At 66.8% G+C, this 13,667-nt stretch carries 7 protein-coding genes; 1 reads left to right on the top strand and 6 read right to left on the bottom strand.

The features are described from left to right. Positions 1–70 precede the first annotated feature (70 nt). The 6 genes from AC3IPM_RS08940 to AC3IPM_RS08915 all read right to left on the bottom strand — a co-directional run bounded on the left by AC3IPM_RS08940 (position 71) and on the right by AC3IPM_RS08915 (position 9,966). A complete protein-coding gene (locus tag AC3IPM_RS08940) occupies positions 71–2,716 on the bottom strand; it encodes a beta-mannosidase (protein WP_489304062.1) in 2,646 nt (881 codons plus the stop codon). Between the two features lie 55 nt (positions 2,717–2,771). After that, on the bottom strand, positions 2,772–3,980 hold the full coding sequence (locus AC3IPM_RS08935) for an AGE family epimerase/isomerase (protein WP_489303587.1): 1,209 nt from the start codon (positions 3,978–3,980) through the stop codon (positions 2,772–2,774). Next, positions 3,977–4,972 (bottom strand): carbohydrate kinase family protein, encoded by a 996-nt coding sequence (locus AC3IPM_RS08930; protein WP_489303586.1) that lies wholly within the window; start codon positions 4,970–4,972, stop codon positions 3,977–3,979. The genes AC3IPM_RS08935 and AC3IPM_RS08930 overlap by 4 nt, the downstream gene beginning before the upstream one ends. A 7-nt stretch (positions 4,973–4,979) precedes the next feature. Next, complete coding sequence (fucP, locus tag AC3IPM_RS08925) at positions 4,980–6,293, bottom strand: L-fucose:H+ symporter permease (RefSeq protein ID WP_489303585.1); 1,314 nt, start codon at positions 6,291–6,293, stop codon at positions 4,980–4,982. A 43-nt stretch (positions 6,294–6,336) separates the two neighbouring features. Further along, a complete protein-coding gene (locus AC3IPM_RS08920) occupies positions 6,337–7,380 on the bottom strand; it encodes a LacI family DNA-binding transcriptional regulator (protein WP_489303584.1) in 1,044 nt (347 codons plus the stop codon). Positions 7,381–7,497: 117 nt separating this feature from the next. Then, a complete protein-coding gene (locus tag AC3IPM_RS08915) occupies positions 7,498–9,966 on the bottom strand; it encodes a GH92 family glycosyl hydrolase (RefSeq protein WP_489303583.1) in 2,469 nt (822 codons plus the stop codon). Between the two features lie 564 nt (positions 9,967–10,530). On the opposite strand from AC3IPM_RS08915, the gene AC3IPM_RS08910 reads away from it, so the two are divergent. Continuing rightward, the gene (locus tag AC3IPM_RS08910; RefSeq protein ID WP_489303582.1) at positions 10,531–13,602 is read left to right on the top strand and encodes a TonB-dependent receptor; all 3,072 of its coding nucleotides are present in this window, start codon (positions 10,531–10,533) and stop codon (positions 13,600–13,602) included. Positions 13,603–13,667 lie beyond the last annotated feature (65 nt).

The following is a 13,667-nucleotide window of genomic DNA, read 5'->3' as shown; positions in this document are numbered from 1 at the left end:
GGTAACGCCACGCCATGCGTGGTGGTGGGCTTCGGAGATGGCGCCAGAAGCAGCCACGCGTGGCGTGGCTCTACCTTTTCAGTACGTCGCTCAGCGATTGGACGCGCAGCGTTTTACGCAGCGTGGCCAGGTCGGCGTCGGCGCGCAGACGGATCTCGACCGCTTCGCCTGGCACCAGGGTCAGTGCGTTGTCCTCCAACGCCGCATCCAGGCCGTCGAAACTGACCCATACCGCGCGCGCCAACTGCGGGGCACGCAGGCGCAGTACATACCCTTCGCCATCGGCACGCAGCGTGCTTTCGATGTCCACGCGCGGCAGCTGCAGCGCCTTGGCGGCCTTGAAATACACCACCTGCTGCGACAGCAAGCGCTCGCCGTCCCACAGCTCGGCCACCGCCACGGTACGGCTCGGATCGGCGCCGCGCAGCAACTGGGCATCGGTATAACGGCCTACCTCCAGCGCTGCCAGCGGCGGCAACGCCAGCGTATGCCGCTGCTCGTCACGCAGCGTGCCATCGACATCCATCACCCGCAGCCGCCACGTCGCCTGCAGGCCCTGCTGGCGGTCGTTGAGCAGGCTGATCCGGGTTTCCCCTTCGTCACGCAATGCCGCAACGGCATGGTCGGCGAAGAAGCGTTTGGCGTGGAAATGCAGTGCCTTCCAGCGCCCGGCGTAGTCGATGCTCGACCAGGACGCGCCCGGCCACACATCATTGAGCTGCCAGTACAGCGAGCCCATCGTGTACGGGCGCGAGGCGCGGTGATGCAGCGCGGCCAGCTCAATCCCTTCGGCCTGCATCGCCTGGCTGAGATAGACGAAGGCAGGGAAATCCTGCGGCGTCCCGAACTCGTCCTCGATGTACTTGAGCAGGCGCTGGTTGCCCTCCCCGGCCATGAACTTCTGGTGCGCGCGCACGGTGGGGCTGTCCACCCGCTGCTCGGCGGCCGGAATGATGCCGTCCAGGCTGCGCAGCACCGGCCAGGCCTGCAGGCCATACTCGGACATGAAGCGCGGGGTCTCGCGCAGGTAGGCCTGCACCGACAGCGCCGGGTTGCCCCAGACCTGCCAGTAGTGCTTGTCGCCGCGCGTGGAATCGTTGGCCTTCTCGTCCAGGTCGTTGCTGGGCGAACTGGACCAGTACGGCACGCCCAGCCCTTCCTCGGCCACCACCTGGCGGAGGTCCTGCCCGAACAGGTCCACGTAGCCCTGCCACACGCGGGCGGCGAAAGCGGGATCGGCCGCCTTCAGGTCGCGGCCGTGGCCCCAGTCCTTCCAGGCGGTTTCTTCTTCGTTGTTGCCCGCCCACAGCACGATGCTGGGGTGGCGGCGCAGGCGGCGCACGTTGTCGCGGGCCTCGGCCACCACATTGGCGCGGAACGCCGGATCGTAGCCGGGCTGCATGCCGCCGCCGAACATGAAGTCCTGCCAGACCAGCAGGCCCAGCTCGTCGGCGATGTCGAAGAACGCATCGTCCTCGTAATAGCCGCCGCCCCAGTTGCGCAGCATGTTCATGTTGGCATCGCGCGCCGCGGTGAGCTCACGGCGCAGGCGCGCTGGATCCACCCGCGCCGGGAACATGTCGAACGGAATGACGTTGGCGCCCTTGGCGAAGATCGGCACGCCGTTGATGACGAAGGCGAAGCCCTGGCCGCCGTTGCGGTCGACCTCGCGGCGCAGTTCCACCGTGCGCAGGCCGGTGCGCTGCTCGATGCGCGTGGCGCCAGCGGTGTCCGGGGCCAGCGTCGCACGCACGGTATAGCGGGCCTGCTCGCCCTGCCCGACCGGCCACCAGCGGCGTGGCTGCTGCAGCGTCACCGGCAGCGTGATGCGGTTGTCGCCAACGACCACGGGCGCGTTGCGATCGATCCGTGCCACCGTCCTGCCGTCCGGGTCGAGCAGCTCAAGACGCACCGCCACGCTGTCGCGCGACGCGCTTTCAACCTGCACGGCGATCTCCAGTTCGGCCCGTGCCGCATCCAGTGCGCGGGTCTGCACCGCCACATCGGTGAGGCGCTGCGCACCCCAGCTTTCCAGCTGCACCGGGCGCCAGATACCGGCGGTGACGTAACGGGGGCCCCAGTCCCAACCGAAGTGGTAGCCGGGCTTGCGCACGAAATTGCCGACCATCGCGTCCTTGGGCTCGTCACCATAGGGCGATGGATAGTTGCCGGCGATCTTGTGCGGCATCGCCTGCACCTGCGGCAGCAGGGTACGGATCGGCGAGCGCAGCACGATCTGCAGTTCATTGCCGTGCGCGCGCAGGCGGCCCTCGACGCGGGCCCGCCAGGTGCGGTGGCTGTTGTCGGCCTGCAGAAGCGGCTGCCCGTTGAGGGTGACCGTGGCGAAGGTGTCCAGGCCCTCGAAGGACAGCTCGGCATGCGCCTGCGCCAATGTGGCGGTGTCCACATCGAAGCGGGTGCGGTATTCCCAGTCCGCCAGGCCGATCCATTGCAGGCCGGCCTCCGGCGCGCCCACGTACGGGTCCGGAATCAAGCCGTGGGCGAGCAGGTCGGTGTGCACCGCGCCGGGCACCTGCGCGCTGCGCCACGAGGCCAGCTGCGGATGCGCCTGCAGCTGTGCGTCGCCGGGCAACAGCCGGAACGTCCACTGCGCCTGCAGCGGCGCGGCGCTGGCGGTGCTGGCCAGTGCCCACAGCAGCAGGCTGGCCAGCACACCTCGCCAGGCGCGGCGGCCGTTGTTCAGTCGATCCTGCAGATTCCCGTACACGGCCCTTCCCTCCCCGATCGCGGTGTTACCGGTAGTGCTGCGCTCAGCCCTGGATGGGGGTGCGCACCACGTTGAGCACTTCGTGGCAGGCGCCCATGGTGTGGTAGTCGGTCTTGCCGGCCGGGCTCTTCTCGTCGCTGTACTTGCGGTTGTCCGCGTCCAGGATGCGGTACCAGGCGCCGTAGCGGTGGTCGATCATGTGCTGCCAGGCATAGCCCCACAGCCGGTCGTACCAGTCCCAGTACTCTGCCTCGCCGGTGCGCGCGGCCAGCAGCGCGGCGGTAGCCAACGATTCGGCCTGCACCCAGAAGTACTTGTCGTCATCGCAGACCGTGCCATCCGGCGCGAAGCCGTAATACAGGCCACCGCGCGCATCGTCCCAGCTACGTGCCACGGCCACGTCGAACAGGTGGCGCGCGGTCGGCACCAGCCAGTCCGCCTGCACGTGCCGGTCCAGGATCAGCAGCAGCTTGGCCCACTCGGTCTGGTGGCCCGGCTGGAATCCCCACGGACGGAACAGGTGTTTGGGGTTGTCGCGGTTGTAGTTCCAGTCGATCTGCCACTGCGGGTCGTAGTGCTCCCACACCAGGCCGTCGGCCTGCGCGGCCTGGCGCTGGGTCATGTGCTGGGCGAGCAGCAGTGCGCGGTCCCGGTAACGCGGCTCCGCACTGGCCTCGAACGCGGCCAGCATCGCCTCGCACATGTGCATGTTGGCGTTCTGGCCACGGTAGTCACTGAAGTTCCACTGGGCATCGGCCTCGTCCTTGTACAGGCCGAACGCCGGCTCCCAGAAGCGCAGTTCCAGCAGCTGCCAGGTTTCGTCCATCCACGCCCGCGCCTGCTCGATGCCCGCTTTCAGCGCGCAGCTGTAGGCCAGCAGCACGAAGGCCACGCCGTAGCAGTGGTTGGTGGTGTCTTCGACCACGCCATCGCGCAGCGTCCAGGCATAGCCGCCGGTGGCCGGGTTGTGATGCACCTCGCGCAGGTAGCGCAGGCCATGCTCGGCCGCGGCCAGGTCTTCGGCCTTACCGAACTCGCGGTAAGCCATGGCGTGGTTGAACACGAAACGGGTGCTGCTCACCAGGTGGCGGTGTCCGGCGTCGTACACGCTGCCATCGTCACGGAAGTAGTGGAAGAAGCCGCCCTGGGGGTCGATCTCGTGCGGCGCGTAGAAGGCCATGGTCTGCGCGATGTGCGCGCGCAGGAAGGCAGGCGAACGGAAATCAGGGGTCGCGGGAACCGGCGTGCTCATGCGGCGTTTTCCTGTTGTTGCTGCAGCAGGTGCTGGACTTCATCCAGCGTGGGCATGGCGGCGAATGCGCCCTTGCGGGTCACCGCCAGCGCGCCGACCGCCGCGCCGAAGCGGATCGCCTCGACCAGTCCGGCCGGGGTCTGGCAGAAGCCGGCGAAGGCATCGCCGTCACCACCGCGCTCGCCCAGCCCGAACAGCAGCCCACCGACGAAGGCATCGCCGGCCGCGGTGGTGTCCACCGTGTTCACGCGGAAGCCGTTGAGCACACCGTGGGCGTGGCGGGTATGCCACTGGATCGGCGCGGCACCGTCGGTGACGACCACCGCCTGCGCCTGCGCGGCCAGCAGGCGGGCGATCACCGCGGCATCGCCGCCGTCCTGCGCGGCGGCCAGGTAGTCCAGTTCCTCACGCGAGAGCTTGACCAGGTCGGCCAGCAGCAGCGCTTCCCACAGCCGCGGCGCGGGATCGACATCGGCCGGCCACAGCGCCGGACGCAGGTTGAGGTCGATGCTGACCATCGCCCCGGCCGCGCGTGCACGACGCATGCCGTCCAGCGTGGTCGCCGCGATCTCCGCTTCGGTCAGGCTGTTGGAACATACATGGAAGCTGCGCGTGCCATCGAAGCAGTTCGGCCGGAAGTGGCTGCTGCGGAACAGCAGGTCCGCCGCCGGTGGCCGGTAGAAGCTGAAACTGCGCTCGCCGCTGTCATCCAGTGCCACGAAGGCCAGCGCGGTCTTGGCCGCGTCGGTACGCACGATGCAGTCGGTGGTGACCCCGGCGCTGGCCAGGCTGTCGGCGAGGAAGTCGCCGAACATGTCCTGGCCGAGCATGCCGGCGAAATGGGTGTCGGCCCCCAACCGCGCCGCCGCCACGGCGACGTTGGCCGGGGCCCCGCCGGCGTACTGCAGGAACGCGCGCGGGGTATCCGCGGTGGCCGGTGGCTGGGCAAGTAGATCGATCAAAATCTCGCCGAAACAGACAATCTTGCTCATTCTGGCCTCAGGCTCCCTGGCGGAATTCGGCGCTCGGGCGCGAGCCCGACAGACCGTAGAAGATGATGTAGCCGTAGCAGATCAGCGGCAGGATGAAGGACGGCTGCAAGCCGATCGCGTCCGCCAGCAGGCCCTGCAGATACGGCACCACTGCGCCACCGACGATGGCCATGATCAACAGGCTGGAGGCCTTGTTGGTCAGCGGACCCAGGCGCTCGATGCTGAGCGCGAAGATGGTCGGGAACATGATCGAGTTGAACAGGCCGATCGCCACCACCGAGTACAGCGCCGTCTGGCCCTGGCTGAGCATGGTCAGCGCCAGCAGCAGCACGTTGACCACCGCGAACAGGGTCAGCAGCACGCGCGGGGAGAACCGCGTCATGATCGCCGAGCCGGCAAACCGCCCGATCATCGCCAGGGTCCAGTACGCGGACACGTAATGCGTGGCTTCCTTCTCGCTGAAGCCGCCGATGCTCGGCATCGACAGGTAGTTGACCAGGAAGCTGCCGATCGACACTTCCGCGCCGACGTAGAAGAAGATCGCCAGCACGCCGAACAGCACGTGCTTGTGGCGCAGGGCGTCCAGCAACGTGTGCGTGCCGGAGTCGGCCTGTTCGGTAGTCTCGGTCAGCGCCGGCAGGCGGAACAGGTAGACGAACACCGCCAGCAGCGCCAGCGCGATGGCCAGGCCGACATACGGGCCCTGCACCGACTGTGCTTCCTGCACGCGATACGCGATCTGTTCGGCCGAGGGCAGCACGGCGATTTCTTCGGCGCTCTTGACCGTGTTGCCGAGGATCAGCAGGCCGCCGAAGATCGGTGCGATCGCCGTACCCAGCGAATTCAGCGCCTGGGCCAGCGTCAAGCGGCTTGATGCGGTCTGTTCCGGCCCCAGCAGTGCCACGTACGGGTTGGCGGCGACCTGCAGCACGGTGATGCCGGTGGCCAGCACGAACAACGCGCCAAGGAAGGCTTCATACACGCGCAGCTCGGCGGCGGGCCAGAAGCCCAGCGCGCCCACAGCGGCAATCGCCAGACCGGCCACGATGCCCTTCTTGTAACCCAGGTGCGCGACCAGCCGGCCGGCCGGCAGCGACATCAGGAAGTAGGTGCCGAAGAAGGTGAACTGCACCAGCATCGCCTTGGCGTAGTTCAGCTCGAACACGGCCTTCAGGTGCGGAATCAGGATGTCATTGAGGCAGGTCAGGAAGCCCCACATGAAGAAGATCGTGGTGGCCACGCCCAGCGCCATGCGCGTGTTGACCACGGGCGCGGACGAGGAAGACGAGGTGGGCATGCGGGGCGTCGGGGAGATGGGCATTCAGTACGCGCCTCATTGCGCGAGCAGGTGAAATGGAAGGCGATCAGGCAGCGGCGGTGCCGCTGCTGGCGCGGATACGAAGTTGCACCGGCGCAACTGTACGCTGCGGCGGCGCGTCGGGGTGGTCCAGCCGCTGCAGCAGCAGCTCGGCCGCTTGACGGCCACGCTCGCGCGGGTTGACCGTCAAGGTGGTCAACGGCGGCAATGCCACCGCCGCCTCGGAAATATCATCGAAACCGGTCACGGCAAAATCCTGGCCAGGGCGCACTCCGCGCGAGGCCAGGCCGAGCATCAACCCGAGCGCGACGCTGTCGTTGTAGCAGACCGCCGCGGTCGGCGCCGGCTCCTGCGCGAACAACTCACCGGTGCGCGCGGCGGCTTCCAGGCGGTTCGGCGCCGATTCGATCAGCCACTGCGGGTGCAGTTCCCTGCCCGCCTCCGCCAGCGCCTGCGCATACCCGCTGCGCCGCTGGTGGCACGAGCTGGAATCGGCATGGCCACCGAAAAAGGCGATGCGTTGGTGGCCCTGTTCGATCAGGTGGCGGGTGGCCAGGTAGGCGCCCTGCTGGTTGTCCAGGGTCAGGAAGTCCCAGTCGGCGCCGGCCAGTTCACGGTTGAACAGCAGCACGTTGGCATGCCCCAGCACCTGGCGCACCTGCACGGCATCGCTGCCCTCGGCCGGCGACAGGATCAAGCCCGCCGGCATGTGTTCCATCAGCGTGGTCAGCACCGCGTGCTGGCGTTCGGGCGATTCGCCGGTGCTGCCAAGCAGGGTGACATAGCCCTTGGCCCCGAGCGCCTCGTCGACCCCGGAAGCGAATTCGGCGAAGAACGGGTTGGACAGGTCGTTGATCACCAACGCCACGCTGGACGAGGTGCGCCGGCGCAGGTTGGCCGCGCCCCGGTTGTAGACGTAGCGCTGCCGACGCAGCTCGGCTTCGACCCGGGCGCGGGTATCGACATTGACCAGCGGACTGCCGCGCAGCACCAGCGACACGGTCGCGCGCGAGACGCCGATGGCCTCGGCGATATCGGTCACGGTGACCGCACGCCCGGCTTTGCCGGCGGGAGGGGTCTTGTCTTTCATCGCGTCCAGGCGCTCCTGTTCATTCCGCAAGCCTAAACGATCGCACCGGCGAACGGTCCCTGTCGGCACCGACGCGAACGTCGGCACCGGCAGGTAGGCGCGCGCGGCGGCCCGGGTTCATTCCAGCACCGCACCCGGGGTGGCGCAGAACGAGCGCGGCAGCGCGTCGGCCTGGGTGCCCCAGCCACGGGTGGGTGCCTGCGCGCCCAGCGTGTAATCAATGCGGCCGCCCTGCTGCAGGCGGTCCCAGTCCAGCCACACCGGTGCATGCGCCTTGCCATCGACACTCACGCCCTGGATGTACTGCAGCGCGCGGCCATCGGCACCGGCCGCGTTCAAGGTCAGCTGACGGCCCTGGCCCAGGTCGAGTTCGACCTTGGCAAAGCGCGGCGTGTGCAGCAGGAACTGGCCGCTGCCCGGCACGGCCGGGTACAGCCCGATCGCGCTGAACAGGTACCAGGCCGACATGGTGCCGAGGTCATCATTGCCGGTCACGCCGTTGGGCGCATTGGTGAACAGCTGCTGCGCGGCGCGCACCACCGTGGCGGTCTTCCACGGCTGGCCGATCAGCGTGTACATCCACGGCGAATGCAGGTCCGGCTCGTTGTTGGGGTTGTAGCGGTACTGGTTGTAATAGCTGTACGGGCCCACCACCCACTCTTTGCGCGCGGCCGTCAGCGGCGCAGCCACCAGCGCGTCGTAAGCGAAGAACGCGTCCAGGCGCTTGCCGGCCGCCTCACGGCCGTGCATGGCCTGGACCAGGCCCGGCACGTCCTGCTGTGCCAGCCACTGGTACTGCCACGCGGTGCCTTCATGGAAACCGTGGTGCGAGCGCGGGCTGTAGTGCCCGTCCGAAGGCGTATACCACTGGCCATCGGGCAGGCGCGGACGCGGGAAGCCCTGCATGCCGGTCTCCGCATCCTGCACCTGCGGGTCCCACACCTTGTGCCAGTTGCCACCGCGGGCGCGCAGCGTATCGGCGTCGGCCGCATGGCCCAGGCCATCGGCCATCTGTGCCAGCGCGCAGTCGGCCAGGGCGTATTCCAGCGTGGCCGAGCCGCCATGGTGCGGGTCCACGTCCATGCCCTTGGAGGGGAATGCGCGGTCATAGCCGACGAAACCGTTCTCCACATAGCCCGGGTTGCCCGAGCGCCCGGCATGCCGCGAGTTCACGGGCGGCTGTTCGAAGGCATTACGACGCAGCGCGGTGTAGGCCTCCTGCTCGCTGCCGGCCAGGGCTCCGAAACGCCACAGGTCGACCAGGAACGGCGTGACCGGATCGCCGGTCATGATGTTGGTTTCGAAATTGGCATAGCCCCAGCGCGGCAGCCAACCGCCCTGCGTGTTGATTGCCAGCAGACTGCGGCCGATGTCGCGTGCCACCTGCGGGCGGGTCAGCGCCAGCCACTGGTTCTGCGCCCGGTAGGTATCCCACAGCGAGAAGTACTCGTAGTACGTCCAGCCGTCGGCACGGTGGATTGCGTCGTCATAACCCCGGTAGCGGCCATCGGCATCGTTGCCGGTCATCGGCTGCAGCAAGGCGTGGTACAGCGCGGTGTAGAACACGCTGCGATCATCGCCACTGGCGCCTTCGATGCGCGCGGTGGACAGCTCCTGGCGCCACTGTGCCTGGGCCTGCGCACGCATGCGGTCGAAGCCCAGCAGCTTGCCGCCCTGCATGCCATCGCTGCGCAGGTTCAGGCGCGCGCCTTCGGCGTCCACGTGGGAGATCGCACTGATCGCGGTGACCGCGCGGCCGCCCTTGTCCAGCGCAAAGCTCAACCAGGCACCGCTGGGCTTCTGCTCGCCTTCCATGCGATGACGCGCACCCGGCAGGCCGCCTTCTTCGCCCCAGGTCCCGAACGCCTGGAACGGACGATCGAACTCGATACGGAACCAGGTGGTGTACTGATGGCCGCCGCAGAAACTCTTGGTGACCAGCTTGCCTTCGACCGCGCGGTCGCCCACCACATCGATCACGCTGCCGATCACCGAATGGCGCTCGTTGGCCTGGCCGACGTTGACCAGCACGTGGCCGGTCTTGGCATCCACCCCGAAGGTATAGCGCTCGGCAGCGGCGCGGGTGCGCGCGGTGGCCTCGGCATCGATGCCGCCGTAATTGGTCAGACGCACCTTGTAGTAGCCGGCCTGGCCGACTTCGCCGTCATGGCTGTAAGTCGAGGCATAACGCTTGTGGTCGAAGCTCTTGGCATCGTCGATGTTGAAATCGCCGCCCTTGCCGATGCTGCCCGTCACCGGCAGTACCGAGACCTGGCCGCCCTGCTCCCAGCAGCCCGCACCGGACACGAAGGAATGGCCGAAGCCGCGGATCTTCTCGTCGTCATAGCGCCAGCCGGCGTAGTGGCTGCCGATCGGGCTGACCTGGATCAGGCCGAACGGGGCCGACGCGCCGGGGAAGGTGTTGCCATCGTCCTTGCTGCCGATGAACGTGTTGACCTCGCGCTCGAGCGCGGCCGGTGCGGCCTGCAGCAGCGGCGCGCAGGCCAGCGCCAGCAGGCAGGCCAACCCGGCCAGAGGGCGTCGCAGGGGCGGGAAAACGACAGTAGCGGACGGCAGTCGGCGCATATGCTGGATCCTGTGGTCGATGTCGGTGCGGTGAAGGGTGGCCCGGCCGAAGCCGGGCCGCTGATGCCCCGTCCCGCGCCTTGCGGCAGGGGGGAGAGTGCGGGACATCAGGAAAGCGCCAAATCCACGTTCTGGTGAATTTAGATCGATTTAAGTAAAGCACGGGAAATTCCGTGGTTGCATTCTGCGGCGCAACATCCGGCGGTGTCGGCCAGGGTCTGCCCACCCCGACCCCGGTGCGACTGCCCTGCGCCAGCGCTCGCCCCTCGCCGCGCGCGAGAAAACGTTTTCATGGAAATGTGCGGTTAGTCACCCTGCTGACACGACGCGGCCATATTGCGGAGCAGCATGCTTCCCCCGCCGGGCCGTGCTAAAAATTCCCCGCCAATCGTTTAGATCGATCCAACTTCAAACGGTCACGATGGCCGGAGCGGTGGGTGGGGGCCCACCGCGTGCTGCATGCGGGACGCACGGTACCTCGACGCTGGCAACAGCGGTTCCAATCATTAGATCGATTCAATAACGTATCGCCACCGTTTCAATCCAGGAGAGGGAGAGAGTGGAATGAACAAGATGTCACGCATGCGCCACCGCGACACGCTGTCGGCAGCCATCACCGCCGCGCTGTTCGCCGCCGCGCTGGCCCCGGTCAGTGCCTTCGCACAACAGGCCAACCCCGCTTCATCGCCGGAAGCCACCACGCTCGACAGCGTCCAGGTCACCGGTTACCGCTACGCGATCGAAAAGAGCCTTCAGCAGAAGCGCGACGCCAACGCCGTGGTTGAAGTGATCACCGCCGAGGACGTGGGCAAGTTCCCCGACAAGAACGTGGCCGACGCGCTGCAGCGCGTGCCCGGCGTGGTCATCACCCGCAGTGGTGGCGAAGGCAAGTCGGTGAGCGTGCGTGGCCTGGCCCCGGACCTGACCCTGACCCAGTTGAACGGCAACTTCGTCGCCTCCTCGGAAACCAACAACGAAGCCACGCGTTCGTTCAACTACACCCTGCTGCCGTCGAACATGCTGTCCAGCGCCGAGCTGTTCAAGTCGCCGGAAGCACGCATCGATGAAGGCGGCATCGGCGGCACGGTCATCCTGCACACCCGTCGCCCGCTGGAGATGGAAGCCAACTCCGGCTACGTGAATCTGGAAGGCACCTCGTCGGACACCAGCCACGACATCGATCCGCAGGCGTCGGCGCTGTACTCCTGGCACAGCAAGGACGAGCGCTTCGGCGTGCTGGTCGGCGTGACCCAGCAGAAGCGCACCAGCCGCACCATGGAAGCCAGCACCGAGGATTACCAGTGGTATGGCGACGGCACCACCGCCCGTGATGCCAACGGCGGCCTGCTGCCTCAGGACGGCATCCACTACTGGTGGGGGCAGTCCGGTTTCAACAACCAGACCGGCAAGAACTACAGCGAGTTCTTCATGCCGACCTCGGTCAATTTCGCGGTGAAGGAAGAGAAGCGCGAGCGCAAGGGCGGCCAGCTGACCTTCCAGTTCAAGCCGATCGACAACCTGACCCTGACCGCCAACTACTTCCGCTTCGAGCTGCAGGGTGACTACACCCAGAACATGCTCAAGGTGCCGGAGTGGAACCTGGCGCGCTACAACCAGGACGGCAACTGGGACGGTGGTCGCCTGCTCAACGGCCTGACCTTCGACCCCAGTGGCAGCATCGTCACCGGTGCGCAGTATGAAAAGCTGGCCGGCAAGACCTACTACTGCAGCGAAGAAGAGGCCGCTGCGGCCGGCATGAAGCCAGGTGGTTGGGGCCCGGACGACTGCACCATCCCCACCCCGCAGCTGACCGGTGGCTACAGCAAGGAAAAGGCCCTCTCGCAGACGGCCGACCTGACCATCGACTGGGACATCAGCCCGCTGTGGAAGGCGTCCTTCACCGGTGGCCGCACCTGGTCCGAGGGTGGCCCGTCGATGAACTTCCGGATGTCGGCCAAGCCGCGCCGCAAGGTTGGAAACGCGTGGCAGTCGGGCAATCAGTACACCGCATGGGACCTGACCGGCACCCCGTCGGTGCAGTTCTCGCCGGACCTGCAGCAGCAGCTGATGGCCGGCATTGCCGAAGTCGATACCGGCTCCACCGATTCGTCGTGGATGAAGACCGAGGTCGAACAGAACTACTTCCAGGCCGATGTCACCAAGCTGTTTGAAGCCGGCTGGCTGGATTCCATCCAGTTCGGTACCAAGTACCGCGATGGCAAGGTCCACCGCAACACCGGCAACACCTATTGGGTGTGCCCGGGCCTGGACCCGGCCGACTATGACAACAACCGCTACCAGGCCGGTTGCGACCCCACCGCCGGCAACGCCCAGCCCGGCTTCTTCCTGTCCAACCCGATCAGCAACATCGCCGGCGGCTTCAACGCCAACGTGTTCCCGGGCGTCAACTACCCGGCCTACATCGACTACCTGAACAAGACCTACGGCGGTTCGCACAACCGTACCGAAGAAGACTTCGTCTACGACGTCAACGAGAAGATCTACTCCGGCTACTTCCAGGCCAACTTCCGTACCGAACGCGTGCGCGGCAACGTCGGTGTCCGTGTGGTCCGTACCAAGCAGTTCGCGCAGTCCAGCGATTCGGTCGAGCGCTTCAACGACTACTTCGTCGACAACGCCGCCGGTGCACCGATGAGCTGCGATGACCCGGCCGCCGATCCGACCCTGCGCTGCCAGGGCGGCTTCGTGCGCCTGCCGGACAACCAGGTGCGCGACAAGGTCTACACGCTCAGCTCGCTGGACAAGACCTACACCGACTTCCTGCCCAGCTTCAACATCGCCTGGGACATCACCGATAGCCTGGTGCTGCGCGGCGCGGCATCGAAGGTGATCGCCCGCCCCAGCTACACCTCCATCGCCTACCCGGGTGGCCTGCGCTACGTCAGCGAGGAATACAGCAACGACCGCCGCGTCGCCGGCGGCACCGACACCCCCGGCTGGTATGGCTCGGGCAGCAACAAGGCGCTGGAGCCGTTCGAGGCCGTGCAGTTCGACCTCGGCCTGGAATGGTACTTCAAGCCCGGCGCGGTGGCCGGCGTGTCGCTGTTCCGCAAGAACGTGGACAACTTCACCGTGCCGGTGGTGCGCGACCAGCAGATGACCGTCGGCGGGCAATCGGTGACGGTGCAGAAGTACGAAACCCAGGCCAACGGCCGTGACGGCGTCTCGCAGGGCGTGGAACTGTACGGCCAGTACACCTTCGGCTTCGGCTTCGGCGTGCAGGCCAACTACACCTACAACGACACCAACCTGGCGTCGATCGTGCTCGATGGCGAAGAAATCGGCTCCTCGCCGCTGGTCGGCAGCGCCAAGAACCAGGCCAACGTGACCCTGTTCTACGAGAACGATAAGTTCCTGGCACGTGCCTCGTACAACCGTCGTGGTGAAGTGGTCGGTGGTCTCATCAATGGCATGACCACCTACACCGAGCCCTACGATCAGCTGGATCTGAACGTCGCTTACAACATCACCCCGGACTGGACGCTGACCGCCTCGGTGCTCAACGCCACCAAGTCCGAACTGCGCAGCTACCTGGGCAACGACAGCCAGGCCCGCCTGGTGTCCAACATCTATGCCGGCCGCCAGTTGTACTTCGGCGTGAACTGGAAGTTCTAAGACGTTACCCCGCCTTCGGGCGGGGATGTTCCTCCACGGCAGCCACGCTGGTATCAGGTGGCTGC

The sequence above is a fragment of the Stenotrophomonas sp. GL_111 genome, from assembly GCF_057835245.1.
Note: the sequence above shows the minus strand (reverse complement) of the source record. Positions and strands in the feature narration are given on the sequence as shown.